The organism is Micromonospora matsumotoense, from assembly GCF_050951065.1.
GTDB lineage: Bacteria > Actinomycetota > Actinomycetes > Mycobacteriales > Micromonosporaceae > Micromonospora > Micromonospora matsumotoensis.
Map to the genome: position 1 here is coordinate 6,380,245 of NZ_CP192025.1, position 26,201 is coordinate 6,406,445.

The 26,201-nt window shown below is 72.9% G+C and carries 26 protein-coding genes and 2 pseudogenes; 20 read left to right on the forward strand and 8 right to left on the reverse strand.

The window, feature by feature from the left end:
- Positions 1-16: 16 nt before the first annotated feature.
- Positions 17-1,123: an ABC transporter ATP-binding protein gene (locus ACQP1S_RS27140; RefSeq protein ID WP_432900473.1), complete on the reverse strand. Its 1,107-nt coding sequence runs from the start codon at positions 1,121-1,123 to the stop codon at positions 17-19.
- A gap of 266 nt (positions 1,124-1,389) precedes the next feature.
- On the opposite strand from ACQP1S_RS27140, the gene ACQP1S_RS27145 reads away from it, so the two are divergent.
- The 6 genes from ACQP1S_RS27145 (at position 1,390) to ACQP1S_RS27170 (ending at position 8,948) form a co-directional block, all read left to right on the forward strand.
- Positions 1,390-1,938 (forward strand): Uma2 family endonuclease, encoded by a 549-nt coding sequence (locus ACQP1S_RS27145; RefSeq protein ID WP_432900475.1) that lies wholly within the window; start codon positions 1,390-1,392, stop codon positions 1,936-1,938.
- 32 nt (positions 1,939-1,970) lie between these two features.
- The gene (locus tag ACQP1S_RS27150) at positions 1,971-3,407 is read left to right on the forward strand and encodes a TldD/PmbA family protein (RefSeq protein ID WP_432900477.1); all 1,437 of its coding nucleotides are present in this window, start codon (positions 1,971-1,973) and stop codon (positions 3,405-3,407) included.
- Between the two features lie 5 nt (positions 3,408-3,412).
- A complete protein-coding gene (locus ACQP1S_RS27155; protein ID WP_432908379.1) occupies positions 3,413-4,828 on the forward strand; it encodes a TldD/PmbA family protein in 1,416 nt (471 codons plus the stop codon).
- A 298-nt stretch (positions 4,829-5,126) separates the two neighbouring features.
- Positions 5,127-5,933, forward strand: a complete 807-nt coding sequence (locus ACQP1S_RS27160; RefSeq protein ID WP_091241554.1) for a hypothetical protein — start codon at positions 5,127-5,129, stop codon at positions 5,931-5,933.
- Between the two features lie 13 nt (positions 5,934-5,946).
- Positions 5,947-7,860 (forward strand): fumarate reductase/succinate dehydrogenase flavoprotein subunit, encoded by a 1,914-nt coding sequence (locus tag ACQP1S_RS27165; RefSeq protein ID WP_363667888.1) that lies wholly within the window; start codon positions 5,947-5,949, stop codon positions 7,858-7,860.
- Positions 7,860-8,948 (forward strand): succinate dehydrogenase/fumarate reductase iron-sulfur subunit, encoded by a 1,089-nt coding sequence (locus tag ACQP1S_RS27170; protein WP_357891387.1) that lies wholly within the window; start codon positions 7,860-7,862, stop codon positions 8,946-8,948. Before ACQP1S_RS27165 ends, ACQP1S_RS27170 begins: the two co-directional genes overlap by 1 nt.
- 233 nt (positions 8,949-9,181) lie before the next feature.
- On the opposite strand, the gene ACQP1S_RS27175 is transcribed toward ACQP1S_RS27170, so the two are convergent.
- Positions 9,182-9,622, reverse strand: a complete 441-nt coding sequence (locus ACQP1S_RS27175; RefSeq protein ID WP_091242658.1) for a (deoxy)nucleoside triphosphate pyrophosphohydrolase — start codon at positions 9,620-9,622, stop codon at positions 9,182-9,184.
- Between the two features lie 182 nt (positions 9,623-9,804).
- Between ACQP1S_RS27175 and ACQP1S_RS27180 the strand changes: the two genes are divergently transcribed.
- Positions 9,805-10,113, forward strand: a complete 309-nt coding sequence (locus ACQP1S_RS27180) for a 4a-hydroxytetrahydrobiopterin dehydratase (RefSeq protein ID WP_091241564.1) — start codon at positions 9,805-9,807, stop codon at positions 10,111-10,113.
- Positions 10,114-10,296: 183 nt separating this feature from the next.
- Here the strand turns inward: ACQP1S_RS27180 and ACQP1S_RS27185 are convergent, their stop codons facing one another.
- The gene (locus tag ACQP1S_RS27185; RefSeq protein WP_432900481.1) at positions 10,297-11,421 is read right to left on the reverse strand and encodes a septum formation family protein; all 1,125 of its coding nucleotides are present in this window, start codon (positions 11,419-11,421) and stop codon (positions 10,297-10,299) included.
- Between the two features lie 111 nt (positions 11,422-11,532).
- Between ACQP1S_RS27185 and ACQP1S_RS27190 the strand changes: the two genes are divergently transcribed.
- Entirely contained in the window at positions 11,533-11,895 is a 363-nt protein-coding gene (locus tag ACQP1S_RS27190; protein WP_091241571.1) for a PH domain-containing protein, read from the forward strand.
- A 56-nt stretch (positions 11,896-11,951) separates the two neighbouring features.
- Here ACQP1S_RS27190 and ACQP1S_RS27195 read toward each other — a convergent pair whose 3' ends face one another.
- Positions 11,952-12,317, reverse strand: coding sequence for a MerR family transcriptional regulator (locus tag ACQP1S_RS27195; protein ID WP_432900483.1), 366 nt, complete (start codon positions 12,315-12,317; stop codon positions 11,952-11,954).
- A gap of 60 nt (positions 12,318-12,377) precedes the next feature.
- On the opposite strand from ACQP1S_RS27195, the gene ACQP1S_RS27200 reads away from it, so the two are divergent.
- From ACQP1S_RS27200 to ACQP1S_RS27210, 3 genes are read left to right on the forward strand one after another with little or no spacing between them, the layout of a single operon-like run.
- Positions 12,378-13,301 carry an NAD(P)-dependent oxidoreductase gene (locus ACQP1S_RS27200; RefSeq protein WP_432900485.1) on the forward strand — a complete coding sequence of 308 codons (924 nt, stop codon included), beginning with the start codon at positions 12,378-12,380 and terminating at the stop codon, positions 13,299-13,301.
- Positions 13,302-13,351: 50 nt separating this feature from the next.
- Positions 13,352-13,873 (forward strand): GNAT family N-acetyltransferase, encoded by a 522-nt coding sequence (locus ACQP1S_RS27205; RefSeq protein WP_432900487.1) that lies wholly within the window; start codon positions 13,352-13,354, stop codon positions 13,871-13,873.
- Between the two features lie 20 nt (positions 13,874-13,893).
- Positions 13,894-14,280: a hypothetical protein gene (locus ACQP1S_RS27210; RefSeq protein WP_432900489.1), complete on the forward strand. Its 387-nt coding sequence runs from the start codon at positions 13,894-13,896 to the stop codon at positions 14,278-14,280.
- A 102-nt stretch (positions 14,281-14,382) separates the two neighbouring features.
- On the opposite strand, the gene ACQP1S_RS27215 is transcribed toward ACQP1S_RS27210, so the two are convergent.
- On the reverse strand, positions 14,383-14,853 hold the full coding sequence (locus ACQP1S_RS27215) for a GNAT family N-acetyltransferase (protein WP_432900491.1): 471 nt from the start codon (positions 14,851-14,853) through the stop codon (positions 14,383-14,385).
- Between the two features lie 169 nt (positions 14,854-15,022).
- On the opposite strand from ACQP1S_RS27215, the gene ACQP1S_RS27220 reads away from it, so the two are divergent.
- Positions 15,023-15,634, forward strand: coding sequence for a nucleotidyltransferase domain-containing protein (locus tag ACQP1S_RS27220; RefSeq protein ID WP_432900495.1), 612 nt, complete (start codon positions 15,023-15,025; stop codon positions 15,632-15,634).
- A gap of 114 nt (positions 15,635-15,748) precedes the next feature.
- Positions 15,749-16,330: a Uma2 family endonuclease gene (locus ACQP1S_RS27225; RefSeq protein ID WP_432900497.1), complete on the forward strand. Its 582-nt coding sequence runs from the start codon at positions 15,749-15,751 to the stop codon at positions 16,328-16,330.
- Positions 16,331-16,375: 45 nt separating this feature from the next.
- Here the strand turns inward: ACQP1S_RS27225 and ychF are convergent, their stop codons facing one another.
- From ychF to ACQP1S_RS27240, 3 genes are all read right to left on the reverse strand, one after another.
- Positions 16,376-17,461, reverse strand: coding sequence for a redox-regulated ATPase YchF (gene ychF, locus ACQP1S_RS27230; protein WP_432900499.1), 1,086 nt, complete (start codon positions 17,459-17,461; stop codon positions 16,376-16,378).
- 69 nt (positions 17,462-17,530) lie between these two features.
- Positions 17,531-18,265, reverse strand: coding sequence for a peptidase E (locus ACQP1S_RS27235; protein ID WP_357891363.1), 735 nt, complete (start codon positions 18,263-18,265; stop codon positions 17,531-17,533).
- Positions 18,266-18,430: 165 nt separating this feature from the next.
- Positions 18,431-18,892 carry a hypothetical protein gene (locus tag ACQP1S_RS27240; RefSeq protein ID WP_091241602.1) on the reverse strand — a complete coding sequence of 154 codons (462 nt, stop codon included), beginning with the start codon at positions 18,890-18,892 and terminating at the stop codon, positions 18,431-18,433.
- A gap of 141 nt (positions 18,893-19,033) precedes the next feature.
- On the opposite strand from ACQP1S_RS27240, the gene ACQP1S_RS27245 reads away from it, so the two are divergent.
- The 7 genes and pseudogenes from ACQP1S_RS27245 (at position 19,034) to ACQP1S_RS27275 (ending at position 26,197) form a co-directional block, all read left to right on the forward strand.
- Positions 19,034-19,543: a SigE family RNA polymerase sigma factor gene (locus tag ACQP1S_RS27245; protein WP_432900502.1), complete on the forward strand. Its 510-nt coding sequence runs from the start codon at positions 19,034-19,036 to the stop codon at positions 19,541-19,543.
- A complete protein-coding gene (locus ACQP1S_RS27250; RefSeq protein ID WP_432900504.1) occupies positions 19,540-20,292 on the forward strand; it encodes a hypothetical protein in 753 nt (250 codons plus the stop codon). The genes ACQP1S_RS27245 and ACQP1S_RS27250 overlap by 4 nt, the downstream gene beginning before the upstream one ends.
- Before the next feature lie 8 nt (positions 20,293-20,300).
- Positions 20,301-21,326, forward strand: a pseudogene (locus tag ACQP1S_RS27255) (bifunctional transcriptional activator/DNA repair enzyme AdaA); the annotation flags it as partial.
- A gap of 258 nt (positions 21,327-21,584) precedes the next feature.
- Positions 21,585-21,953: pseudogene (locus ACQP1S_RS27260) on the forward strand (DNA-3-methyladenine glycosylase family protein); the annotation flags it as partial.
- Entirely contained in the window at positions 21,950-22,462 is a 513-nt protein-coding gene (locus tag ACQP1S_RS27265; RefSeq protein ID WP_432900506.1) for a methylated-DNA--[protein]-cysteine S-methyltransferase, read from the forward strand. The pseudogene ACQP1S_RS27260 and the gene ACQP1S_RS27265, both read left to right, overlap by 4 nt.
- Before the next feature lie 37 nt (positions 22,463-22,499).
- Positions 22,500-24,308 (forward strand): ABC transporter ATP-binding protein, encoded by a 1,809-nt coding sequence (locus ACQP1S_RS27270; RefSeq protein WP_432900508.1) that lies wholly within the window; start codon positions 22,500-22,502, stop codon positions 24,306-24,308.
- The gene (locus ACQP1S_RS27275; protein ID WP_432900510.1) at positions 24,305-26,197 is read left to right on the forward strand and encodes an ABC transporter ATP-binding protein; all 1,893 of its coding nucleotides are present in this window, start codon (positions 24,305-24,307) and stop codon (positions 26,195-26,197) included. The genes ACQP1S_RS27270 and ACQP1S_RS27275 overlap by 4 nt, the downstream gene beginning before the upstream one ends.
- The last annotated feature ends 4 nt before the right edge of the window (positions 26,198-26,201 follow it).

A 26,201-nucleotide genomic window follows, 5' to 3' on the forward strand; every position in this document is an offset into this window, starting at 1 on the left:
GCGCCGCGTTCCCCGCTCACCGGGTCACCCCCGCCCGGGAGGCATGCTGGCGGTAGAGGCGGGTGCGCTCGTCACGAGCCAGGTGGCAGGCGACCAGGTGGCCGTCGTCGCCGGCCGGGCCGAGTTGCGGGATCTCGGTGCGGGAGCGGTCGCCGTTGTGGTCGGCGTACCGGCAGCGGGGGTGGAACGCGCAGCCCGGCGGCAGGTGGATCAGCGAGGGCGGGTTGCCCGGGATCGGCACCAGGTCCGCGTCCGGGTCGCCGTGCAGCGACGGCACGCTGGAGAGCAACCCCCAGGTGTACGGGTGCTGCGGCCGGCGGAGCACCTGCGCCACGCTGCCCCGCTCGACCACCCGCCCGGCGTACATGACCAGCACGTCGTCGGCGACCTGGGCGACCACCCCGAGGTCGTGGGTGATCAGCACGATCGCGGTGCGGAACTCGGCCTGGAGGTCGGCGAGCAGGTCGAGGATCTGCGCCTGCACCGTCACGTCCAGGGCGGTGGTCGGCTCGTCCGCGATGACCAGGGCCGGGTCGTTGACCAGCGCCATCGCGATCATCGCCCGCTGCCGCATGCCGCCGGAGAACTCGTGCGGGTACTGGTCGTGACGGCGGGCCGGCTGGGGGATGCCCACCCGGTCCAGCAGCTCCACCGCCCGGGCCCGCGCCGCCCGCCGCCCCACCCGGGGATGGTGCACCCGATACGCCTCGGCGATCTGCCGCCCCACCGGGTAGTAGGGGTGCAGCGCGGAGAGCGGGTCCTGGAAGATCATCGCCACGTCCCGGCCGCGCAGCCGGCGTACCTGCTTCTCGGGGAGGCCGACGAGTTGCCGGCCGCCGAGGGTGATCGTGCCGCTGACGGTGCTGCGCCGGGGGTCGTGCAGGCCGAGCACGGCCAGCGAGGCGACGCTCTTGCCGGAGCCCGACTCACCGACGATGCCCAGCGTCCGGCCGCGCCGCACGGTGAACGACACCCCGTCCACCGCGCGCACCACGCCGTCGGCGGTGTCGAACCGCACCCGCAGGTCGTCCACCCGCAGGTACGGCTCGTCGTCGACGCGCTGCCCCGGCACGGCCGGGCCGGCGTCCGGCGGGCCGGACGGCGCTGCTTGCGGACTGTCCACGACCGCCTCCCTCGGGTTGTAGGGAACCTACAACAAAGAGTCGAGGCTGAAAATAAGCTACGGACCGTGAGCTGACAGCGGACCACAGCGTAACGACCCGGTGACCCCGCCGCGCGCCCCCGCCGCCCGACCCGAACCGACGCGGCCGTCGTCGCGGCTCCGCGTCGTCATGCGGTGTCGTCACCCGCCTGCCGCACCCGGGGTGCGACCATGACCATGGTGCCCGGTGGGGGATGCCCGGCGACACGAGGTGGAGGTGACCGACCATGACCGCAGCGGTGTTCGGCCACGACGGACCGTGGACCGAAGAGGATTACCTCTCCCTCGATGAGACGTCCCAACGCGTCGAACTCTTCGACGGGAGCCTCCACATGACCCCAGCCCCCACCCCCCGCCACCAGAACATCTCGGGCGAACTCCGGGCCGTGCTACGGCAGCCGGCCCGCAGTGCGCACCTGCGGGTCCTGGAGGCGGTCAACGTCCGCCTCAAGCCGGGCCGGATCACCATTCCCGATCTCGTCGTCACCGGCGAGATCGACTTCGACGAGGTCTACATCGAGGCGCACGACGTCCGCCTGGTGTGCGAGATCATCTCGCCCGGCAACGCGGCGACCGACAAGGTCCTCAAGATGCACTACTACGCCGCCGCCGGGATCGAGTGGTACCTACTGATCGAGCAGCAGAACGGCAACCTGCACCTCTACCGGCGGCACGGTCGGCACTACCTGGAGCAGGCGGTCGCCAAGGTCGGGGAGACGCTCGACCTCACCGCGCCGGTCCGGGTACGCATTCGCCCCGAGGAGCTGCTGCCCTGACGGATGTCGGTGGGCTGGCCTAGGGTCGGTCCATGACCGAGTTCGACGCCGCGGCCGCCGCCGTGCAGGCCGCCCTCGACGCGGGCGCCCGGTATGCCGACGCCCGGGTGATGCACCTGCGCTCCGAGTCGATGTCCGCCCGCAACGGCGAGATCGAGGAGCTGGCCCAGGACGAGAGCCTCGGCCTGGGCGTCCGCGCGCTGGTCGGGTCGGGCTGGGGCTTCCACGCCGTACCCGACCTGTCCGACGCGGCGGCGCGCGAAGCCGGCCGGCGGGCGGCGGCCGTCGCCGCCGCGAGCGCCCGGGTTCCCGGCCCACCGATCACGCTGACCCCGGCCGAGCCGGTGGTGGCGAGCTGGGCCTCCGACTGCGCGATCGACCCGCTCGGTGTGGCGCTGTCCGACAAGGGCGACCTGCTGGTCCGGGCCACCGAGACGGCCCGGGGGCACGGGGCCGACCTGGCCCAGGGGCTCTACCAGATCTGGGACACCCGCAAGTGGTTCGTCTCCAGCGAGGGGCACCGCATCGACCAGCACATCCGGGAGTGCGGTGGCGGGATCTCGGCCACCTCGATCGGCGAGCACGAGACCCAGCGCCGCTCCTGGCCGAGCTACCGGGGCCAGTACGGCACCACCGGGTGGGAGCTGGTCGAGTCGTTGGACCTGGCCGGGCACGCCGCCCGGATCGCGGACGAGTCCCGGGCGCTGCTGACCGCGCCCGAGTGCCCGGCCGGCGAGACCGACCTGATCCTCGGTGACGAGCAGCTCGCGTTGCAGATCCACGAGTCGGTCGGGCACGCCATCGAGCTGGACCGCATCCTCGGCTGGGAGGCGGCCTTCGCCGGCACCTCCTGGCTCGACCTGGCCCAGCTCGGGTCGCTGCGCTACGGCTCCGAGCTGATGAACGTCACCATCGACCCGACCATCCCCGGCGCGCTGGGCAGCTTCGGCTTCGACGACGAGGGCTCCCCGGCGGTCAGACGCGACGCGGTACGCGAGGGCCGCTGGGTCGGTGTGCTCGCCGGCCGGGACTCGGCCGCCGTCGCCGGCCTGGACCACGGCGGCAGCGTACGGGCCGACGGGTGGGCCCGGCTGCCCATGGTGCGGATGACCAACGTGGGTCTGGAGCCCGGCCCGCACACCCTCGACGAGATCATCGCGGCCACCGACGACGGGGTGCTGATGGACATCAACCGGTCCTGGTCGATCGACGACCGACGGCTCAACTTCCAGTTCGGCTGTGAGATCGGCTGGGAGGTGCGCAACGGCCGGCGGGGCCGGATGCTGCGCAACCCCACCTACACCGGCATCGGGCCGCTGTTCTGGCGGTCGATGGACATGCTCTCCTCCGAGATCGTCCCGTGGGGCACCCCGAACTGCGGCAAGGGCCAGCCCGGCCAGATCGGGCACACCGGTCATCCGGCCGCGCCGGCCCGGTTCCGGGGCGTCCGGGTAGGGGTGCGCGCGTGACCGGCCTGCGGGACGCCGGGGCGACCGAGCTGGACGTCGCCGCCCGGGTGGTGGAGCTGGTCCAGGAGATCGCCGGTCCGGCCGCCGAGGCCGAGGTCACCGTCGTCCGGCACGACCTGGCGCTGACCCGGTTCGCCAACTCGTTCATCCACCAGAACGTCGCCGAGTCCGGGGTGACGGTCCGGCTGCGGGTGCACGTCGACGGTCGGACGGCCGCCGGTGGCGGCAGCCTGGTCGGCCCGGACGGGTTGCGCGACCTGGTCGGCCGGACCCTCGCCGCGGCGCGGCTCTGCCCGCCCGACCCGGCCTGGCCGGGGTTGACCCCACCGTCGTCGGTGCACTCCAACGGCCTGCTCGACGAGGCCACCGCCTATGCCGAGCCGGCGGCCCGCGCCGACCGGGTTCGCGCCTTCGTCGATGCGGTGGGCGGGCTGGAGGCGGCCGGCTACTGCCGCACCTCGTACCGGTCGGGGGCGTTCGTCAACTCGCGCGGCCAGTCGGCGCAGGGGCGGACCACCGAGGCGGCGATGGACGGCATCGCCCGGGCCGGTGGGGCGGACGGGGTGGCCCGGCTCTGCGCCGGCCGGCTCGACGCACTGGACGGCGCGGCCCTGGGCACCAGGGCCGCGGCCAAGGCACGGGCCGCTGCCGACCCGGTCGAGCTGCCGCCGGGCCGGTACGAAGTGGTCCTCGAACCGGCCGCCGTGGCCGACCTCTTGCAGAACCTCGCCTGGTACGGCTTCAACGGCAAGCGGCACGCCGAACGCCAGTCGTTCGCCCTCCCCGGCACCGCCCAGTTCGACCCGGCGGTGACCCTGGTCGACGACCCGACGTACGGCGGCGCGATGCCGTTCGACCTGGAGGGCACCCCGTGCCGGGCGCTCACCCTCGTCGAGGCGGGCACCACCCGCGCGGTGGCCCACGACCGGCGCAGCGCGGCCGGGGCGGGCACCACGTCGACCGGTCACGGGACGCCCGACGGGTCCACCTTCGGCCCGATCCCGCGCAACGTGCGCCTGCTCGGCAGCACCGCCGCGGACGACCCGGCGACCGGCCCGGCCCCGACCGACGGCGCGGTCGCGGGGGCGGTCGCGGATGCGGACACCGCCGCGCTGGTCGCCCCGATGGCCCGGGGGCTGCTGGTCAGCGACTTCTGGTACACCCGGGTGCTCGACCCGTTGAGCCTGGTGGTCACCGGGTTGACCCGTAACGGGGTGTGGTTGGTGGAGGACGGCGTGCCGGTGCGTGCGGTGCGTAACCTGCGCTTCACCGAGGCGTACCCCCGGGCGTTGGGGCCGGGCGCGGTGCTCGGCCTCGGCCGGCGGCCGGTCCGCCAGCCGGACCGGACCGACGGCGGCTGGTGGGAGGGGCCGTCGTTGCGGCTGGCCTCGTGGAACTTCACCGGTGGCGCCTCGGGTTGACCGGTTCCCGCCGGGCCACGGGCCACGGGGCGCGGGGCCCGGCAGCCCGGCAGCCCGGCAGCGGTCAGGATTGATCACGGCCCGGGTCTTTCCAAGGTGCGGGACACACGGGACACTGCGTTGCGCGGCCCGGCCGTGATGATCGGCGTAACGTGTGTCACTTAGCTGCGCCGATGTCCCGGCGTGGCCGCCTGCTTGCGCACGACGCGGCAGTGGACACGGTCCGGCCGGTCCACTGACCGGCACGGAACGTGAACCGCCGCCCGCGAGGGCCCGTCCCGTCAGGAAGACGACTCGAATGACATCAACGGCAACGAAGCCGCGGGGTGCGCGGGCGCGCGCCGCCATCGCGGCGAAGACGTTGCGGACCGACCGCTGGTGGTTCGCCCCCCTCATCACCGTCGTCGGGCTCAGCGCCTGGGTGGCGTACGCGACCGTCCGGGTGTTCATGCACAAGTGGTACTGGGTGGACCAGTACCACTACCTGACCCCGTTCTACTCCCCCTGTGTGACCGACCGGTGTGTCGAGGGCTCCTCGCACTTCGGCAGTTTCCTGCCCGGCTGGTGGATCATCCCGGACGCGGCGCTGACCCTGCCGTTCCTGCTGCTGTTCCGGCTCACCTGCTACTACTACCGCAAGGCGTACTACCGGTCGTTCTGGTTGTCGCCGCCGGCCTGCGCGGTGCCGGACGGGCACAAATCCTACTCCGGGGAGACCCGGTTCCCGCTGCTCGGGCAGAACCTGCACCGCTACTTCTTCTACGCCGCCGCGATCATCTCGCTGATCAACACCTGGGACGCGGTCCTGGCCTTCCACTCCCCACAGGGCTTCGGCTTCGGGCTGGGCAACATCGTCCTGCTGGTCAACGTGGTGATGCTCTGGGCGTACACGATCTCCTGCCACTCCTGCCGGCACATCATCGGCGGCCGGCTCAAGCACTTCTCCGCGCACCCGGTGCGGTACCGGGCCTGGACGTTCGTGTCCAAGCTGAACACCCGGCACATGCAGCTCGCCTGGATCACCCTCGGCACGCTGGCCTTCACCGACTTCTACGTGATGGCCATCGCCGCCGGCTGGTTCAACGACCTGCGGTTCATCAACTAGAGGGCGCGGCGACATGACCACTACCACTCGCATCGAACGACACCACTACGACGTCGTCGTGATCGGGGCCGGCGGCGCCGGCCTGCGCGCGGCGATCGAGGCCCGGCTCGCCGGCAAGAAGACCGCGATCATCTCCAAGTCGCTCTTCGGCAAGGCGCACACCGTGATGGCCGAGGGCGGCGCGGCGGCCGCGATGGGGAACGTGAACAGCCGGGACAACTGGCAGGTGCACTTCCGCGACACCATGCGCGGCGGCAAGTTCCTCAACAACTTCCGGATGGCCGAGCTGCACGCCAAGGAGTCGCCGCAGCGGATCTGGGAGCTGGAGACGTACGGGGCGCTCTTCGACCGGACCAAGGACGGGAAGATCTCCCAGCGCAACTTCGGCGGGCACGAGTACCCGCGGCTGGCGCACGTCGGTGACCGGACCGGCCTGGAGCTGATCCGCACCCTCCAGCAGAAGATCGTCTCCCTCCAGCAGGAGGACAAGCGCGACCTCGGCGACTACGAGGCCCGGATCAAGGTGTTCTCCGAGACCACCATCACCGAGCTGTTGCTCGACGGGGACCGGGTGGCCGGCGCGTTCGGCTACTACCGGGAGTCCGGCGAGTTCATCCTGTTCGAGGCCCCGGCGGTGGTGCTGGCCACCGGCGGCGTCGGCCGTTCCTACAAGGTCACCTCGAACTCCTGGGAATACACCGGGGACGGGCACGCGCTCGCCCTGCGGGCCGGGGCCACGCTGATCAACATGGAGTTCCTCCAGTTCCACCCGACCGGCATGGTCTGGCCGCCCTCGGTGAAGGGCATCCTGGTCACCGAGTCGGTGCGCGGTGACGGCGGGGTGCTGAAGAACTCCGACGGCAAGCGGTTCATGTTCGACTACGTCCCCGACGTCTTCCGCAAGCAGTACGCGGAGACCGAGGAGGAGGCGGACCGCTGGTACACCGACCCGGACAACAACCGACGGCCGCCGGAGCTGCTCCCCCGCGACGAGGTCGCCCGCGCGATCAACAGCGAGGTCAAGGCCGGCCGGGGTACGCCGGCCGGCGGCGTCTACCTGGACATCGCCTCCCGGCGTTCGGCCGAGGAGATCCGTCGCCGGCTGCCGTCGATGTACCACCAGTTCAAGGAGCTGGCCGACGTCGACATCACGGCCGAGCCGATGGAGGTCGGGCCGACCTGTCACTACGTGATGGGCGGCGTCGAGGTCGACCCGGATTCCGGCGCGGCGTTCGGCACGGTGCAGGGGCTGTTCGCCGCCGGTGAGGTCTCCGGTGGCATGCACGGCTCCAACCGGTTGGGCGGCAACTCCCTGTCCGACCTGCTGGTCTTCGGCAAGCGGGCGGGCGGGCACGCGGCGTCGTACACCGATCAGCTGGCCTCGCGGCCCAAGGTGGCGGTGGACGCGGTGGAGACCGCTCTCGAAGCGGCGCTGGCGCCGTTGCAGCGGGACACCGGGGAGAACCCGTACACCCTCCAGCAGGACCTTCAGGCGGTGATGGGGGACCTGGTCGGGATCATCCGGCGGGAGAGCGAGCTGGTCGACGCGCTGACCCGGCTGGCCGAGCTGCGGGAGCGGGTGGCGAAGGTGAGCGCGGCCGGCGGCCGACGCTACAACCCGGGCTGGCACCTGGCCCTGGACCTGCGCAACATGCTGGTCGTCTCGGAGTGCACCGCGAAGGCGGCGCTGGAGCGGCAGGAGTCGCGGGGCGGGCACACCCGGGAGGACTTCCCGACCATGGATCCCGGGTGGCGTCGGGTCAACCTGGTCTGCGCGTTGGACGGCGACGCCGTACGCCTGGAGCACAAGCCGCTGCCGAAGATGCGGGCCGAGCTGATCGGCCTCTTCGACCGTACCGAGCTGGCCAAGTACCTGACCGACGAGGAACTGGCCGACTTCGACGCCCGCGCCGAGGAGGCGAACTGATGGGAAGCAAGAGGGAGTTCCGCATCTGGCGGGGCGACGAGACCGGTGGTGACCTCCAGGACTACTCGGTCGAGGTGAACGAGGGTGAGGTCGTGCTCGACGTCATCCACCGGCTCCAGGCCACCGAGGCACCGGACCTGGCCTGCCGGTGGAACTGCAAGGCCGGCAAGTGCGGCTCCTGCTCGATGGAGATCAACGGCAAGCCCCGGCTGAGCTGCATGACCCGGATGTCGACGTTCGAGGAGGCGGAGACCGTCACGGTCACCCCGCTGCGCACCTTCCCGGTGATCCGGGACCTGGTCACGGACGTCTCGTTCAACTACGAGAAGGCGCGGGAGACGCCGGCCTTCGCCCCGCCGGCCGACCTGGCGCCGGGCGAGTACCGGATGCAGCAGGTCGACGTGGAGCGGTCGCAGGAGTTCCGCAAGTGCATCGAGTGCTTCCTGTGCCAGAACGTCTGTCACGTGATCCGCGACCACGAGGAGAACAAGCCGGCCTTCTCCGGCCCCCGGTTCTTCATCCGGGCCGCCGAGCTGGACATGCACCCGCTGGACGCGAAGACCGACCGCAAGCAGTACGCGCAGGAGGAGCAGGGGCTCGGCTTCTGCAACATCACCAAGTGCTGCACCGAGGTCTGCCCCGAGCACATCAAGATCACCGATAACGGGATCATCCCCATGAAGGAACGGGTCGTCGACCGCAGGTACGATCCCCTGGTATGGCTCGGTAGCAAGATCTTCCGTCGGGGCGAGACGCCCCAGAGCACCGCGAACAGCGCGGGAAAGGGGTCCGTGGTGCACAGCGGCGCTCGTCAGACCGGGGTCCACTCGCACGCCGGCGGCTCCGGCGATCCGGCTGCGGAGGCCCAGGCGCAGCAGGGCGTGAACTGGCACCGCGAGGTCCCGCACCCGACGATGCCGGCGGTCGACGACCGGGGCCGGCTCCCGCTGACGGAGCTGACCTTCGACCGGGCGGCGGCCCCGTCGCCGTTCGGTGACGACGTCACCTTCCCCTTGCCGCCGGAGCACCTCAACTTCGCCCACCCGAGCCAGGACGACAAGCCCGCAGGCGAGGGCGACAAGCACTGACGCGGCGCGACGGGCCCGGAGCCGGCACGACAGGCGACCGGGCCGGGACCGATCGCACTGCCGCACGACAGGCACTGCCGCACGACAGGTATTGAGCCGGGACCGGACAGGCCCGCGCAGCACGACAGCACCGAGCCGGCGCGATGCACGCCGAGCGAGCACCACGACGGCGGACGGGGCCGGCGGCGCAAGCCGTCGGCCCCGTCCGTGTTCCGGGCCGGGTGCCGGCTCCGTCAGTCGGCGGCCAACAGCGGGCGGAGGGCGGCGACGATGGGGACATCGGCCGGGAGCCAGGTGACGGTGTGCAGCTCGCCGGCAGCGAGCCAGCGCAGCGCGGAGTGCTCCAGCGCGCGCGGCTGGTCGCTGTGCAGCAGGCGGGCCGCGTACACCTTCAGCACCGACCGGCCGTGGGCCATCCGGACGTCCCGGCCGATCCGGTCGCCGATCTCCACCCGGACGGCCAACTCCTCGGCGCACTCGCGGATCAGCGCGGCCGTCTCGCTCTCCCCCGGTTCGACCTTGCCGCCGGGGAACTCGAACATGCCGGCGACCTCGCGGGGCGCGGTGCGCGCACAGGCGAGCACCCGCCCGGCGGAGATGATCGCCGCACCCACGACCACTCTCGGCTCACGCCGGTCGGCCTGTCCGTCACCGCTACACCGTTCGGTCTGCACGGGCATCCAGCGTGCCAGATCAATCGTCGGTTTGGGTACCGTGCTCGACCGGTAGGCCAATAAGAGACGGAAGTGTGGGCGTGGACACACCGCCGTCAGGTCGACAGACTGGTGACACCACGAGGACACGGGATGGCGACGATTTGGCCACAAGCCGGCAACGGCGCCTGGGAGGTGCGGTGATGCGCGCGCTGTTCACCAGTCGAACCAAGCACGACTATCTCAGTGACGCCCTCACGCTCCTGCACGGGTGGACCCGCGACGGTGAGCAGATCCGGCGCACCCTGGTGATGGACGACACCCAGCACGCGGCGTTGACCGAACGGGTCAAGGTCGTCGCGGACGCGCTGCGGTTGCGGCCGGACATCAGTCGCCGGGACACCGAGACCCGCATCCGGGTCGGGCACGGTGACGGGGAACCGCTCACCGAGGGTGAAGTGCTGCTCGCCGCCCGGATCGAGGACGCGTACCGCGCGGTCACGGCGGACTGAACGCGCCCCGGCAGGGACCGCGCACCCGGCGACTGCACGCCTGCGGTCGTCCCCGCCATTTGTCGGCCCCTCGTCCCCCACCGCGTCGTCGTCGCCAGCCTAGGGCCGGCCGGCAACCGCCCTGATCCCCGGAACGTCCGAGCCGTCCGCGCCGAGCGGTCGGCACACCACCGTCGGTGATGATCAGCGCATCGGTTCGCCCTGCGCGGTGGGCAACCCCAGCGCCTGGCGTACGGCCAGCTCGGTGGCCGGGTCCGGGTGCTGCCCGGCCTGCGCCACGACCTGGAGCAGCTTGCCCCGGTCGGGCTCACCGTCGGCGTCCCGCCAGGCCGGTTCGTCCTGCTCCATCTCGGTGAGCAGCCGCTCCATCGCCGGTCGGACCGGCTCCGGCCAGGGTTCCCGGCGCAACCGGAACCACATGTCGGTGTGGGTGGCCTCGGCCCGCCGCACCGCGTCGCGCAGCCCCGCCGGGGTGCTGGTCGGCCCGCCGGCCACCAGGGCGGCCCGCGCCTCGGTCCAGTCCCGGCTGGCCAGCAGGTAGCCGAGCTGCGCCGGGCTGAGCACCGTGGTGTCCATCCGCAGCGGTCGGGACAGCGCGGTCGGGGCGGTCAGATAGCAGGTGATGGTGGGATCGGTGGACCAGTCGACCCGGGTCGGCAGGTACCAGCTCAACCGCACCTCGGCGGGCAGCCCCAGCGGGTCCACCACGTAGCTGCGCTGCCGCTGCCGGCAGAGCGTCTCCGCCCGCTGGGAGAGCACCGCCGCGCCGGGGTAACGCTCGTCGGCGGAGCGTTCGTACGCGGGGAAGTCGTCGACGTACTCGGCATTGTGGGACGTGTCACAGGCCACCCGGGTGACCTGTTCGGGGGCGGTACGGCTGGCGGTGGCGTCGGTGGGCACCCGGAAGCAGTCCCCCACCCGCAACCCGCGCAGCCCGGTGTCCGGGTCGGCGCCGGTCATCGTGAACCCCCACACCGCCAGGCCGGCCAGCACCCACCCGCCGAGGAGCACCAGCCCGGCGGTCACCAGACCCTTGCCCCGCTCGCCGTTGCGCCTGATCCGGCGCAGCGCGAACACGGCGGTGACCGGCGCGAGCACCCCGCCGAGCAGGCCGAACACGAAAGTGACGACGGCCAGCCGGTTCAGTCGACCCCGGACGGCCGGCCGCTGCGGCCACGGCTCCCAGTCGGGTACGGCGGTGCCGGCCGCTCGGCGGGACGGGGCCGCGTCCTCGCCACCGGTCGGTGCCGACGACGGCTCACGCCGGGCCTCATCGGTGGGTTGCGTCTCGGAATGTTCGCTGGTCACGCCGCTTCCCTCCCCCGTCGCCCGCGTCTGGCCAGGCATGGGGAGACTAGTCGACCGGACCGACGGACGGGGAACCACCGACGCTGGCGGGCACCTCCTACCGTGGATTCCATGGCAAATGCGACGTACGACCGCAAGGAGCAGTTCCAGCAGATCCAGAGTGGACTGCTCGACGGGGAACAGATCATCGCCGTCTACGACGCCGTCGGCACCGGCACCGGGTTCATCGGCCTGACCGACCGGCGGGTGATCATCCAGGACCGGTCATTCGTGGGAAAGAAGTACGCGATCACCAGCATCCCGTACTCGAAGATCACCAGCGTGAGCGTGGTGAGCAACAAGTCGTGGGGCGGGGAGTTCTTCTCCACCGGCTCCATCGCGGTGCACGTCGGCACCCACACCTACGAGGTGGAGTTCCGGGGCGCGCAGAAGAGCCACCACGTGCACAACGTGATCCTGCACTACATCTCCTGAGCCCCGCCCCGCCCGCCGCCGCGCAGGCCCGCAGCGGCGACCGCCGCCGCCCGGCCTCACCGCAGGCGGGTGGGGGCACCGGTGGCGATGAGGGCGTCGAGGATGTCCCGGGCCGCGGCGAGCCGTTGCATGGACGCGGTGATCCGCGCCCGCTCCTCGGCGAGGGCGTCGAGCAACTCGGGGCAGGTGGGGGCGAGCACCGTGGTGTCGTCCGGCACACAGGGCAGGATCTCGGCGATCACGGTCGTCCCGAGCCCGGCCGAGAGGAGCAGCTGGATGCGCCGCACCGTGGTCAGCGCCTGCTCGCCGTAGTCGCGGTAGCCGCTCGGCCGCCGCTCGGGGCGCAACAGGCCCTGTTCCTCGTAGTAGCGCAGGGCCCGGGTGCTCACCCCGGCCCGCCGGGCCAGTTCACCGATCCGCATGCGGTACAGGAGAACGCGGACTTGACCTTCACGTCAACGTGAACGTCTACCGTCGCCGGCATGAGCGACCGACAACTCACGCACCACGACCCGGTGGCGGTACTCGGCCTGGGGCCGATGGGGCAGGCCCTCGCCACCGCCCTGATCTCCGCCGGGATTCCGACCACCGTCTGGAACCGTACGCCGGAACGGGCCGGATCCCTCGTCGCCCGGGGCGTGACGGCCGCGCCCACCGTCACCGCGGCGGTCCGGGCCGCCACCGTCGTGGTCACCTGCCTGAGAAACCCGACGGCGGTCGACTCCGTGCTGGCCGCGCACGACGACTGGGCCGGTCACACCGTCGTCGACGTCACCACCGGTCGACCGGACGAGGCGCGGAAGCTCGCGGACTGGGCCGACGGCAACGGCGTCGACCTGGTCAAGGGCGCCATCCTGACCCCGACGCCGACGATCGGCACACCGGCCGCCGTGACGCTCTGGTGCGGCAGTCAGTCCGCCGTCGAGGCCGTCCTGCCCACCCTGGGGGCCTTCGGCGGCACGCCCGCCTACCTCGGCTCGGAGCCGGGTGCGACGGCGGCGTACGAAATGGCGCTGTTCGATCTGTTCGGCACCTCGGTCACCGGCCTGCTCCACTCCTTCGCGCTGGCCTCGGCCGAGGGCATCGACCCCCGGTCGTTCGCCCGGTACGCCGCCGGAATCGCCCCGACGCTCGCGGCGTTGGCGGCCCGCTTCGCCGACGAAATCGCCGAGGACCGGTTCCCCGGCGACCACTCCACCGTCGCCTCGGTCGGCTCGAGCATCAGCCACGTCATCGAGGCCACCGACGCGCACGGGATCGACTCCGGGATGCTGCGCGCCGCCCGATCCGTCATCGAGCGGACCGTCGCCGCCGGCCACGGCGAGGACGGCCTGGCCCGGCTGGCCCAGTTCCTCACCCCATCCCGCTCCGCCTGGCCCCCCGGATCGGGGCGACCCCTGGAATAGTCGTGCCATGCGGACGACTCTCCACCATGGTCGACGGGGGCAGGTGCGGCGTGTTCCTGCGTGACGTGCTGGCCACCGACGTCGAGGCGTACCTGCGGATGCGCTGCGACCCGGTGATGATGGCCGAGCTGGGCGGGCCGCTGCCGGCCGCCCACGTGGCGCGACAGGTCCGTCGGGACGCCCAACTGGCCGCCGACGGCACCGCGCTGATCAAGATGATCGTGGTGGACGACGCCGTCGCCGGGACCGTCACCCTCTGGCGGCCCGCACCGGACGACGGGACGGCCGCCGAGATCGGGTGGATGGTGCTGCCCGAGTTCCAGGGCCGGGGCCTGGCCAAGCAGGGCGTCCGGACACTGCTCGACCAGGCCCGCGCCGCGGGACGGGGGGACACCGTGCACGCGTTCCCGGCGGTCACCAACGGCCCGTCCAACGGGATCTGCCGGGCGCTCGGGTTCACCCTGCGCGGCGAGGAGGACGTCGAGTTCAACGACCAGGTCATCCGCACCCGACACTGGACGCTGGAGCTGGCCCGCCCACCCGAACGGCCGGAAACCGGGTTGCCCCGCTGACGGGCCCGCTGCTTGGCTGGGTGCACGCGGAGCGGCAGCAGGACTGCTTCCGCAACGTGGCCCGGGTGCTGGCCCCCGGTGGCGAGTTCGTCATCGAGGCGTTCGTGCCCGACCCGGCCGACTTCGACCGGGACGAGCAGGTACACATGCGATCGGTGACCGAGGACTCGGCCACCATCCGGCTGCACCAGTACGACCGGGCCGCGCAGACCTTCGTCCGGCAGACGATCACCTTCGACCGCGACGGGGTGCACCTGGCGCCCTTCGCGATGCGCTACTGCTGGCCGGAACAGATCGACGAGTTGGCCGGGCGGGCCGGGCTACGGCTCGTCGCGCGGTACGCCGACTGGCACCGGCGACCATTCGACGACGGCAGCCGATCGCCCATCTCGGTCTACCGTCGCTGACCCGGTGGCCCGGCCGGGGTCGGGGCGAGCGTCCCGACCCCGGCCGGGCCGGCACGCCGTCGCCCGTTCCCGGGGCGCTCGTTCAGGCCCGGCATCCGCACGTCACAACCGCTTGGCCATCCGGATGGCGGTGACCTCGAAACCCATCTGCTCGTAGAGCGCCCGCGCGCCGGAGTTGAACCCGAAGACGCTCAGCCCGATGGCGACCACGCCCCACTCCCGGCAGAGCCGCTCGGCGGCCTCGATGATCGCCCGGCCGTAGCCCTGGCGGCGCAACTCCTCGCGTACCTCGAAGTCGTAGCCGAAGGCGTGCAGGCCGTCGGACTTCTGCTCCAGGTGCAGCCAGAGCATGCCGACCTCGTCGGCGTCGTCGTACGCCGTCCAGAGCCGGTGGCCCTCGGTGGCCAACCCGTCGGGCAGCAACTCCTGGTACTGCTGGCGGGCCTTCTCCTGCGCCTCCGGCAGCGGCATCGCCCCGGAGGCGGCGATGTTCTGCGCGTAGTCCTCCTCGGCGCGTTCCCGGTAGCGGAGGTACTGCTCGTCGGTCATCGGTTCGAGCCTCAAGGTCGCCACGCCGCCACGGTAGGCCAGCACCGTCCCGGCCCGCTGCCCCGCCACCCGTGGCCGGGAAGCGCGCAGGTCACCCGGCCCGCCCGCTGCTGGACGCCCCTCCCCCGAGGCGGCGCACCCGAGACGAGGGCAACGACTGGTGCCCGAGAAGGACCGCTGTCAGGCTGGGTCCGTGCGGTACGACCCCCACCGGCACATCTGGGCGGCGCTCTCCGTCGCCGAGGTGCGCTCGCTGTTCACCGGCGGCCCGGCGCGCTGGTGGCTCTCCGGCGGGTGGGCCATCGACCACTGGCTCGGCAGGCCGAGCCGGGCGCACGGCGACATCGACGTCAGCACCCTCCGGCCGGCGTTGTCCGGCCTCCTCGACGACCTGCCGGCACAGCTGCGGCCGTACGCGGCCATCAGCGGGCACCTGCTCCCCCTGGCAGGGCAGCTCGGCGACCACCGGCTGCACAACATCTGGGTACACGACCCGGATCGGGACCGCTTCGTCCTCCAGATCAATCTGGAGGACGGCGACGGGGCAGGCTGGCGCTACCGCCGCGATCCACGAATCACGCTCCCGTGGGGTTCGGCGGTCACGCCCATCGACTCCGTGCCGACCGGGGCGCCGGTCACCCAACTACTGTGGAAGTCGCGAGACCCGCGCCCTCGGGACGAACACGACCTGGACATCGCCCATGGTCTGCTGAGTCCCGAGCAACGCCGGTGGCTGGGCGAGGCCGTCCGCCGTGCACACCCGCGCTCACCGTGGGCCGACGACCCTCGACTGGCACCGCACTGACCCGCTCCGGAGCCGGAACCGGCGAGATGGTGAAGCCCGACCCGTCGGTGTGCGACAGCCGAACGCCCGCGCGCAGCAGGCCAGGCGGTCATTACCGAATGCTACGGTGACGGCATGACTGCGGTGCCCGAGTGGATGCGGCCGCCCCGCCCCGAGGGGTGGTACGCCGACGACCTCGACCACCTTTCCGAAGCGCCGCGTCACACCGAGCTGATCGATGGAGCACTCGTCTTCATGATGTCTCCCCAGCGGGTCTGGCACGCCAGGATGATCACCGCGCTGGTGAACTCCCTGAGCGGCCAGGCCCCGGCAGGCATCGAGGTGGACCGGGAAATCACGATCCGACTCGACAGGTGGAATCGTCCCGAGCCCGATCTCCTGGCCACGACGGCACCTTACGATCCGTCCCGTACCTTCTACACGCCGGAAGAGACCCTTCTGGTCGTGGAGGTGGTCTCGCCGGAGTCGGCGCACCGGGACCGCAACGTCAAGCTGCGCAAGTACGCGGAAGCCGGCATCCCGAGCTACTGGCGTATCGAGGACGAGGACGGATCACCTGTGGTCCACGCCTACGAACTCGACGAGCCCACCCGGTCGTACGCGCCGACCGGAATCCATCGACACCAGCTGCTCACCACGACGCCGTTCGCGATCAGGATCGATCTGGATGGGCTGGTGCCCGGCCGCAACAGCTAGACCGGGCAGGGCACCCGGCCGATGTTCGCCAGAGGCCGTCCGTCGCTACACGTTGAAGCGGAACTCGACCACGTCGCCGTCCTGCATGACGTACTCCTTGCCCTCGATCCGGACCTTGCCGGCGGCCTTCGCCGCCGCCATCGATCCGGCCGTGACCAGGTCGCCGTAGGAGACCACCTCGGCCTTGATGAAGCCGCGCTGGAAGTCGCTGTGGATCACCCCGGCGGCCTCCGGGGCGGTCGCGCCGACCGGCACGGTCCAGGCCCGCGCCTCCTTCGGACCCGCCGTGAGGTACGTCTGGAGCCCGAGCGTGCGGAAGCCGACCCGGACGAGCTGGTTCAGGCCCGGCTCGTGCTGCCCGATGGACTCCAGCAGCTCGCGGGCCTCGTCCTCGGGCAGGTCCACCAGCTCGGATTCGATCTTGGCGTCCATGAAGACCGCCTCGGCGGGGGCCACCAGCGCGCGCAGCTCGTCGAGGAAACCGGCGTTGGCCAGCTCGGCCTCGTCGACGTTGAAGACGTAGAGGAACGGCTTGGTGGTGAGCAGGTGCAGCTCCCGCAGGTGCTCCAGCTCGATCTTGGCGGCGGCGGCCCCGGCGTACAGGGTAATGCCACCGTCGAGCACCTCGACGGCCTGCTTCGCGGCGGTGACGGCGGCGGCCCGGTCCTTACGGAGCTTGGCCTCCTTCTCCAGCCGGGGCAGCGCCTTCTCCAGGGTCTGCAGGTCGGCCAGGATCAACTCGGTGTTGATCGTCTCGATGTCGTCGGCCGGCGAGACCTTGCCGTCGACGTGCACCACGTTCGGGTCGGAGAAGGCCCGCACCACTTGGCAGATCGCCGAGGCGTCCCGGATGTTCGCCAGGAACGCGTTGCCCCGGCCCTGCCCCTTCGACGCGCCCCGGACGAGGCCGGCGATGTCGACGAACGACACCGGCGCGGGCAGCACCTTCTGCGACGAGAAGATCTCCGCAAGCTTGCCGAGCCGTTCGTCCGGCAGCCCCACCACCCCGACGTTGGGCTCGATGGTGGCGAACGGGTAGTTCGCCGCGAGCACGTCGTTCTTGGTCAGCGCGTTGAACAGGGTGCTCTTGCCGACGTTGGGCAGGCCGACGATGCCGATGGTGAGACTCACGACGGGCCAGCTTACGCCGTCGACCCCCGGTACCCGGCAGGCAGCCCCCGTCGGCGTCACCGGAAAAGCTCAGGCGGTGAGCAGCCGGGGCTCGATCCGGGTCTCCCGGACCCCACCCGCACCGTCCGGCACCACCTCGTACGCGGCCACCCCGGGCCGGTCGGCGACCGCCTCGGCCAGCCGGGTGCCCCGGTAGACCAGCCCCACCCCGTCGTCGGTGCAGTGGCTGGCCGGCAGGGTGCCGTCGGCGACCAGCCGGTGCAGCAGCGGCCGGCGCTCGGCCTCGCTGTCGTAGTGCACCCCGTTGCCGTACGGCAGCCAGCCCAGACCGTCGGTGTAGGCGCGCAACTTCCGGCCGAAGCTGTCGGTGGTGCCGCCGACGTGCCAGCAGATCGAGCCGGCGGAGACCCCGCCGAGCACCACCCCGGCCTCCCAGCACTCGCGCAGGATCTCCGGCAGGCCGTGCACCCGCCACACCGCGCAGAGGTTGGCCACGCTGCCGCCACCGACCCAGATGATGTCCTGACCGAGCAGGTGGGCCCGGACGTCCTCGACGTTGGGCATCGGGAACAACGCCAGGTGCGAGGGGCGGTAACGGGTGCCGGCGAACGCGCCGTGGAAGACCGTCAGCGAGGTGGGCTGGTCGCCGACGGCCTGGTTGAGGTAGCAGATCCTCGGCTCGTCGGCCTGCGCCAACCCGGCCATCAGGTCGAAGACCGGCCCGGGGTCGGCGTCCCAGGGCCCCCGGCCACGGCTGGTGAAACCCATGCTGGTGGCGACGATCGTCGGTTCGCTGGCGGGCATGCTGGTCCTCTCGTCGGCTGGCTCCGCCCCCATCCTGCGCCACCGTCACACCCCGACCACCGTCACACCCCGGCTGTGTCCCGCCCGACCGGGACCGCGCCCCGGTCACTGTCGTCCCGGTCACTGTCGCCCCGACCGCCGGCCCGCCCCGGCCGCCGGGCGGGGTCACCCGGCCAGCCGCCAGCCCGCCCCGCCGTCGGTCACCCCGGGCAGCTCACCGGCCGCCGCGAGCGGCAGGGTGAACCGGTCCCGCGCGGTCGGGCCGGCCCGCTCGGACTCGCCGAGCATCCAGCGGACCTCGTCGACCGTCCAGCCCAGCCCCCGCCGGCCGGCGATCTCCCGGACCAGCCGCCGACCGACCCGGGTGTCGTCGTCGTAGAACCGCATGCACCAGTGGTGCGCCCACATGCCCAGCGCCCGCAGGCCGGCCGCGTCGAGGGACCCGGCCAGCCGACCACAGGCGGTGTCGGCGAACGGCCGCGCCGGGTCGTCGGCCCGGTCCCGCTCGATCGCGCCGAAGGCGGCCGGCGCGACCACCCGCATCCGGTCGTAGAGGCCCTGCGCCACAGCATCGTCCAGCCGCGTCCGCCCTGACCGAGGGTCCCCACGCCCGGTCACGCTCGCCATCGCCGCACCCTTCTGGAGTTGGTGCCGGGACGCTACCGACCACTACCGACACTTTCCGGCGGGAAACTCCGTCCGGCCACCGGGATAGCTGCGACGAGCTGGGGCGTCTGTATCTGTGACAGCCAACATCGGGGAGGGCGGGTGGACGAGGACGACCGGGCCCGACTGGCCGATTTCGTGGCCAGCCGGACGCCGGCCCTGATGCGGGTCGCGTACCTGCTCACCGGGGACCGGCACACCGCCGAGGACCTGTTCCAGTCGGCGCTGGCCAGGACCATTCCGAGGTGGCGCGAACTGCGGCACACCGACCCGGAGGGTTACCTGCGCGCGGTCATGTACCGGGAGCAGGTGAGCTGGTGGCGGCGACTGCGCCGGTACCGGGAGACGTTGCTCACCGGCGCCGACGAACGGGCCGGTACCGATCCGAGCGGCGGCACCGACGTACGGCTGGCGATGCGGACCGCGCTGCGGGCGCTGCCGGCGGCCCAGCGCACGGTCGTGGTCCTGCGCTACTACGAGGACCTGACCGAGACCCAGGTGGCCGCCGCGCTCGGCTGCTCGGTCGGCACCGTACGCAGCCGCACCCACCGGGCCGTGGCCCGGCTGCGGCAACTCCTGCCGGACATCGAACTGCTGGAGGTACGGCGGTGACCACGCCCTTCGAGAACCTCATCCGCGCCACCCTCACCGACCTTGCCGAGGAGGCACCGACAGTGCACGACCAATTGCCCCGGGCCGAACACCGGGCCCGGACCCGACGCCGCGCCACGGTGACGATGAGCGCGGTGGGCGCCCTCGCCGCCGTGCTGATCGCCGCCCCGATCGCGATGGCCGCCAGCGGTGGCCGGGACGCCCCGCCCGCCGTGCCGGCCTCGACGCCGAGTGGCCCACCGGCCGCGCCGGCCCCCGCGCCGGCCCGGACCGCACCGCCCGCCGACCCGGCCCCCCTGACCGGCCGGACCGCCGCGCCCGAGCCACCGGTCCTGCCCCTTCCGGCGGCACCCGGGGCACCCGTTCCGGCCCAGACCGCGCCGCCCCTCGACCAGCCCCGGACCGGCAATCCGGCCGCACCGGCCCCCGCCGTCACCGCACCCCCGTCGACCAGCCCCGAACCGGCAGGATCGCCGCACCGGCACCGGCGGCGCCGGCAGGAGCGCCCGGGCGCTGACGCCCAGCGACCGCCCCCGGGCCGGCCATGCACTGTCGGCCCGGGGGCGGTCGCTGCGCCGGCCACTGACCTGTCGGCCCGGGGGCGGGCAGCCATCGGGCCAACCACTGACCTGTCGGCCCGGGGCGGTCGCCAGCGTCCGGGCGGGTTGCCGGTCCCCGGGGGTCGCCCCGGAAAGCGGCACACTGAGGTCCGATTTCCGCGAGCCACCGCCGCTGAGCTGCGGGCATGATCGGTGGCGTGGAGTTGGACTTCGAACGGTGCTACCGGGCCGTGGACAGCCGTGACCAGCGGTTCGACGGCTGGTTCTACACCGGCGTCACGTCGACCGGGATCTACTGCCGGCCGTCCTGCCCGGCGATGACGCCGAAACGACGCAACGTCCGGTTCTTCGCGTCGGCAGCCGCCGCACAGGGGGCCGGGCTGCGGGCCTGTCGCCGGTGCCGGCCGGACGCCGCGCCCGGCTCACCGCAGTGGGACGTCCGCGCCGACGTGGTGGGCCGGGCCATGCGGCTGATCGCCGACGGGGTGGTCGACCGGGACGGCGTGCCGGGGCTGGCCGCCCGACTGGGCTACACCGAACGGCACCTGCACCGGATGCTCCGGGCGGAGCTGGGGGCCGGCCCGTTGGCGCTGGCCCGGGCGCAACGCGCACAGACCGCCCGGACGCTGATCGAGACCACCGGGCTGGGCCTGGCGGAGGTGGCGTTCGCGGCAGGTTTCGGCAGCGTGCGGCAGTTCAACGACACGGTCCGCGAGGTGTACGGGACCGTGCCGTCCCAGCTGCGCACCGCGCAGGGCGGCCGGCCGGCACCGGACGGGGCGGGCACGATCACGCTCCGGTTGGCGTACCGGCCGCCGTTGCACGCCGCCGCGCTGCTGGACTACCTGGCCGCCCGGGTGCTGCCCGGCGTGGAGGACGTGGTCGACGGGACGTACCGCCGGGGGTTGCGGCTGCCGCACGGCCCGGCGGAGATCGCGCTCACCCCGGTCGCCGGGTACGTCGCGGCGACGCTGAGGCTGGCCGACCTGCGCGACCTGGCCCCGGCGGTGGCCCGCTGCCGTCGCCTGTTCGACCTGGACGCCGACCCGGAGGCGGTCGACCAGACGCTGGCCGCCGACCCGGCCCTCGCCGGGATCGTCGCCGCCGAACCCGGCGTCCGCCTCCCCCGTGCGGTCGACGGTTTCGAGCTGGCCCTGCGCGCGATCATCGGCCAACAGATCTCCCTCCGCGCCGCCACCACCACCCTCACCCGCCTCCTCCACCACCCCCACACCCCCTCCCCTCCCCACACCCCCTCCCCCTGCCCTCCCCCCACCGGCCGCCCCGGCTCCGGTGATCAAGAGGTTTGCGTCACGGAGAGCGCTTCCCGGCGTCCCAAACCTCTTGATCACCGCGGCGGACACGGAGCGCACGGCGAACCCGGAGCGCGCGGCGGACACGGAGCGCGCGGCGGACACGGAGCGCGCGGCGTGCGTGGAGAGGGGGGTGGGGTGGGGGGTGCGTGGGGGGTGGTGCGGGGGTTTCCGGGGGCGGAGGAGGTGTTGGGGTTGCCGGATGCGGCGTTCGGGATGCCGGTCGCGCGGCGGGAGACGATCCGGACGCTGGCCCGGGCGGTCGCCGCCGGGGAGGTCGACCTGGAACCCGGCGGGGACCGGACGGAGACCGTACGGCGGTTGACCGCGCTGCCCGGGATCGGCCCGTGGACGGCCGGCTACCTGGCCATGCGCGCCCTCGGCGACCCGGACGTGCTACTCCCCACCGACCTCGCGGTACGCCGGGGCGCCGCCGCCCTCGGCCTGCCCCACACCCCCACCACCCTCGACGCGTACGCGGACCGCTGGCGGCCCTGGCGGTCGTACGCGGCGATCAGACTCTGGAGAGCGGCATGACGACCATCGACACCACCACCATGGACACCCCGACCGGCCCGCTCAGCGTGCTGGCCGGCCCGGACGGCGCGATCCGGGCCGCCGGGTTCACCGCCGACCCGGAGAGCCTGCTGCCGCTGGTGCACCCGAGCCTGCGCGGCCCGCTGCGGCAGCACGCCGACCTCGGTCCGGTGACCGCCGCCGTCCACGCCTATCTCGCCGGTGAGCTGACCGCGATCGACGAGGTGCCGGTGACCCAGCACAGCGGTGGGACGTTCCAGACCCACGCCTGGATCGTGCTGCGGGACGTCAAGCCCGGCGAGCCGATCACCTACACCGGGTACGCCGCGCTGGCCGGTCGGCCCGCCGCGGTCCGGGCGGCCGCCGCCGCCTGTGCCCGCAACGCGGTCGCCCTCTTCGTCCCCTGCCACCGGGTGCTGCGCACCGACGGGACCCTCGGCGGCTACCGGTACGGGTTGGCGGTGAAGCAGTGGTTGCTCGGTCATGAGCGCGGGCTGACGGCAACCTGACAGCGGCATCGACGCCGTTCGACGCTACCGTCGGGTAGTGCCTGCGCAGTGCGACGGCGACCCGGCCACCCCGAGGGCGGACGGCCGGGTCCGGTCGCTGCGCAACCTCTGGCGGCTGCGCCGCTACCTGCGCCCGTACGCCGCCGCGTACGTGCTGCTGTTGCTGGCCGCGCTGGCCGCCACCGGGGCCGGTCTCGCCGTACCGCTGGTGGTGCAGCGGGTGGTGGACGGGCCGATCGCCCGGCACGACGAGGCGGGGCTGCTCCGACTCGGCGGGCTGGCCCTGCTGCTCGGGCTCGTCGAGGCGGTGCTGATCTTCATCCGGCGGTGGAGCCAGTCCTCCTCCTCGGTCGGCATGGAGGCGACCATCCGCGCCGACCTCTACGCCCACCTGCAACGCCTGCCGGCCGGCTTCCACGACCGCTGGCAGTCCGGGCAACTGCTGTCCCGGGCCATCAGCGACCTGTCGGTGCTGCGCCGGTTCCTCTCCTTCGGGCTGCTCTTCCTGGTGCTCAACATGGTCACCTACGTCGCCGTGGTGATCCTCCTGCTCCGGTTGCACGGGCCGCTGGGGCTGCTGGTGGCGGCCAGCGCGGTGCCGCTGTTCCTGATCAGCCGCCGGTTCGGCCGGAACTACCACGCCGCGTCCCGCCGGATGCAGGACCAGCAGGGCGACGTGGCCACCCTGGTCGAGGAGACCGCGCAGGGGCTGCGCACCATGAAGGCGTACGGGCGGGGGCCGGAGTTGGCCGACCGGTTCGCCGGGCGGGCCCGCGCGCTGCACGACACAGGCGTCGGCAAGGGCGTCCTGCTGGCCGGCGCCTCGGCGCTGTTCGACCTGGTGCCCAACCTGACACTGGGGGTGACGCTGGTCGGCGGCGCGACTCTGGTCGCCCGGGACGCGTTGACCATCGGCGAGTTGGTCGCGTTCGTCAGCCTCCAGCTCATGCTGATCTGGCCAGTGCAGTCGCTCGGCTGGATCATCGCCAACGGGCAGGAGGCGGCGACCGCCGCCGACCGCATCCAGGAGGTGCTGGACACCCCGCCGTCCATCGTGGATGCCCCGGGTGCCGTGCCGTTGGCCCGGTCGGCGGTCCGCGGCCGGCTCCGCTTCGAGGCGGTGTCGTTCCGCTACCCGGGAAGCGCCGAACCGGTGCTGCGGGAGATCGAGCTGACCGTCGAGCCGGGCGAGACGCTGGCCCTGGTCGGGGCGACCGGCTGCGGCAAGAGCACCCTGCTCTCCCTGGTCCCCCGGCTCTACGACGTGACCGGCGGCCGGATCACCCTGGACGGACACGACCTGCGCGAGGTACGCCTGGACGCGCTGCGCCGGTTGGTCGGGGTGGCCTTCGAGGAGCCGACCCTGTTCTCCATGTCGATCTGGGAGAACCTCACCCTGGGCTGCCCGGACGCCGACGCCGACCAGGTCCGGGCCGCGTTGGCGCTGGCCCAGGCCGACTTCGCGTACGACCTGCCGTGGGGGTTGGCGACCCGGGTGGGTGAGCAGGGCCTGTCGCTCTCCGGCGGGCAGCGGCAACGGTTGGCGCTGGCCCGGGCGGTGCTCGGCCGGCCGAAGCTGCTGGTCCTCGACGACCCGCTCTCCGCCCTGGACGTACAGACCGAGGCGCTGGTCGAGGCGGCGTTACGCCGGGTGCTGCGGGACACCACCGCGCTGCTGGTGGTGCACCGGCCGTCGACCGTCGCGCTGGCCGACCGGGTGGCCCTGCTCGACGGGGGTCGGATCACCGCCGTCGGCCGGCACTCCGAACTGCTGGCCACGGTGCCGGCGTACCGGGCGGTGCTCGCCGCCGAACCCTCGCCGACGCCGGGCCTGGTGCGCTCGTGAGCCGCCCGCCCCGACAGCACCCCCCGACCGGGGGCGACGGCCGGCCCGCCGCCGAGCTGTCCCACTGGCGGGGACTGGCCACCGACCCGGACGCCGACCGCAGCCGCGCCGAGGACGACTCGCCCGAGGCGGTGGCCCGGCTGCGCGGGCGGAGCCGGGTGCTGCTGCGGGACCTGCTCCGCCCGCACCGCAGGCCACTCGGCGCGGCGGTGGCCCTGCTGCTCGTCCAGAACACCGCCGCGATGGCCGGGCCGTACCTGGTCATGCTCGGCATCGACCGGGCGGTGCCGCCGCTGCGGGCCGGCGACCCGGGTCCGCTGGCGGCCGTCGCGGGCGCGTTCGCCGTCGCGGCCGTCACCGAGTACGCCGCCCGGCGCAGCTACCTCACCCGCTCCACCCGGATCGGCCAGGCCGTCCTGCTCCAACTCCGCCAGCGGGTGTACGGCCACCTGCTGACCCTCTCGGTCGGTTTCCACGAGCGCTACACCTCTGGTCGGGTGGTGTCCCGGCTCACCAGCGACGTGGACTCCATCGCCGAACTGGTCGACGGGGGGATCGACACCCTGGCCGCCGCCGCGTTGTCGGTGCTGTCGGTCGCCGCCATCCTGCTCTGGCTGGACCTGCCGCTGGCGGCGGTGACCCTGCTGGCGTTCCCCTTCCTGTTCTGGCTGTCCCGCTGGTTCGCCCGCGCCTCGGCACAGGCCTACCGGCACAGCCGGGAGGCGGTGGCCCTGGTGATCGTCCACTTCGTGGAGTCGCTGCGCGGCATCCGCGCGGTGCAGGCGTTCCGCCGCGAACCGCGCAACCAGCAGATCTTCGTGACGGTCAACGACGAGTACCGGCGGACCAGCCAGCACGGCTTCCGGCTGATCGCCACGTACTCGCCGGCGATCAAGGTGATCGGCAACGTCACCGTGGCGCTGGTGCTCGGGTACGGCGGTTGGCGGGTGCTGGGCGGCCACACCGACGTGGGGGTGCTCGCCGCGTTCCTGCTCTACCTGCGCCGGTTCTTCGAGCCGATGCAGGAGCTGAGCCAGTTCTACAACTCCCTCCAGTCGGCGACCGCCGCCCTGGAGAAGCTCGCCGGGGTGCTGGACGAGCAGCCCGGGGTGCCCGAGCCGGCGTCGCCGGTGCCGTTGCCGGCCGGGCCGGGCCGGGGTGCGGTGACGTTCCGTGCGGTGTCCTTCGGCTACCGGCCGCAGACACCGATCCTGACCGGGCTGAGCCTGGCCGTGCCGGCCGGGCAGACGGTGGCCCTGATCGGCCCGACCGGTGCCGGCAAGTCGACGGTGGCGAAGCTGCTCGCCCGCTTCCACGACCCGGACGACGGCACGGTCGAGCTGGACGGCGTCGATCTGCGGGCGCTGTCCGACGCGGAGCTGCGGCGCGCGGTGGTGCTGGTGACCCAGGAGAACCACCTGTTCGGCGGCTCGGTGGCGGAGAACATCCGGTTCGGCAGGCCGGACGCCACCGACGCGGCGGTGCAGGCGGCGGCGCGGGCGATCGGCGCGCACGACTTCATCGCCGCCCTGCCCGACGGGTACGCCACCGAGGTGCACCGGCGCGGCGGCCGGCTCTCCGCCGGGCAGCGGCAACTCGTCGCGTTCGCCCGCGCGTTCCTGGCCGACCCCCGGGTGCTGATCCTGGACGAGGCGACGTCGTCGCTGGACGTGCCGACCGAGCGGTTGGTGCAGCGGGCGCTGGCCACCGTGCTGCGGGACCGCACCGCGCTGGTGATCGCGCACCGGCTCTCCACCGTGGAGACCGCCGACCGGGTGCTGGTCGTCGACTCCGGACGGATCGTCGAGGACGGCTCACCGGCCCGGCTCGCCACCACCGGCGGCCGGTACGCCGCACTGCACCGGCAGTGGCGCGATTCGCTGATCTGACCTC

What these genes read in the sequence shown, in the direction of transcription:
- ACQP1S_RS27145 (WP_432900475.1), top strand. Translation starts at nt 1,390, where the DNA reads ATGACCGCAGCGGTGTTCGGCCACGACGGACCGTGGACCGAAGAGGAT.
- ACQP1S_RS27180 (WP_091241564.1), top strand. Translation starts at nt 9,805, where the DNA reads ATGCGCGCGCTGTTCACCAGTCGAACCAAGCACGACTATCTCAGTGAC.
- ACQP1S_RS27195 (WP_432900483.1), bottom strand. Translation starts at nt 12,317, where the DNA reads ATGCGGATCGGTGAACTGGCCCGGCGGGCCGGGGTGAGCACCCGGGCC.
- ACQP1S_RS27200 (WP_432900485.1), top strand. Translation starts at nt 12,378, where the DNA reads ATGAGCGACCGACAACTCACGCACCACGACCCGGTGGCGGTACTCGGC.
- ACQP1S_RS27265 (WP_432900506.1), top strand. Translation starts at nt 21,950, where the DNA reads ATGACGACCATCGACACCACCACCATGGACACCCCGACCGGCCCGCTC.
- ACQP1S_RS27165 (WP_363667888.1), top strand. Translation starts at nt 5,947, where the DNA reads ATGACCACTACCACTCGCATCGAACGACACCACTACGACGTCGTCGTG.
- ACQP1S_RS27235 (WP_357891363.1), bottom strand. Translation starts at nt 18,265, where the DNA reads ATGCCCGCCAGCGAACCGACGATCGTCGCCACCAGCATGGGTTTCACC.
- ACQP1S_RS27150 (WP_432900477.1), top strand. Translation starts at nt 1,971, where the DNA reads ATGACCGAGTTCGACGCCGCGGCCGCCGCCGTGCAGGCCGCCCTCGAC.
- ACQP1S_RS27160 (WP_091241554.1), top strand. Translation starts at nt 5,127, where the DNA reads ATGACATCAACGGCAACGAAGCCGCGGGGTGCGCGGGCGCGCGCCGCC.
- ACQP1S_RS27225 (WP_432900497.1), top strand. Translation starts at nt 15,749, where the DNA reads ATGACTGCGGTGCCCGAGTGGATGCGGCCGCCCCGCCCCGAGGGGTGG.
- ACQP1S_RS27170 (WP_357891387.1), top strand. Translation starts at nt 7,860, where the DNA reads ATGGGAAGCAAGAGGGAGTTCCGCATCTGGCGGGGCGACGAGACCGGT.
- ACQP1S_RS27240 (WP_091241602.1), bottom strand. Translation starts at nt 18,892, where the DNA reads ATGGCGAGCGTGACCGGGCGTGGGGACCCTCGGTCAGGGCGGACGCGG.
- ACQP1S_RS27190 (WP_091241571.1), top strand. Translation starts at nt 11,533, where the DNA reads ATGGCAAATGCGACGTACGACCGCAAGGAGCAGTTCCAGCAGATCCAG.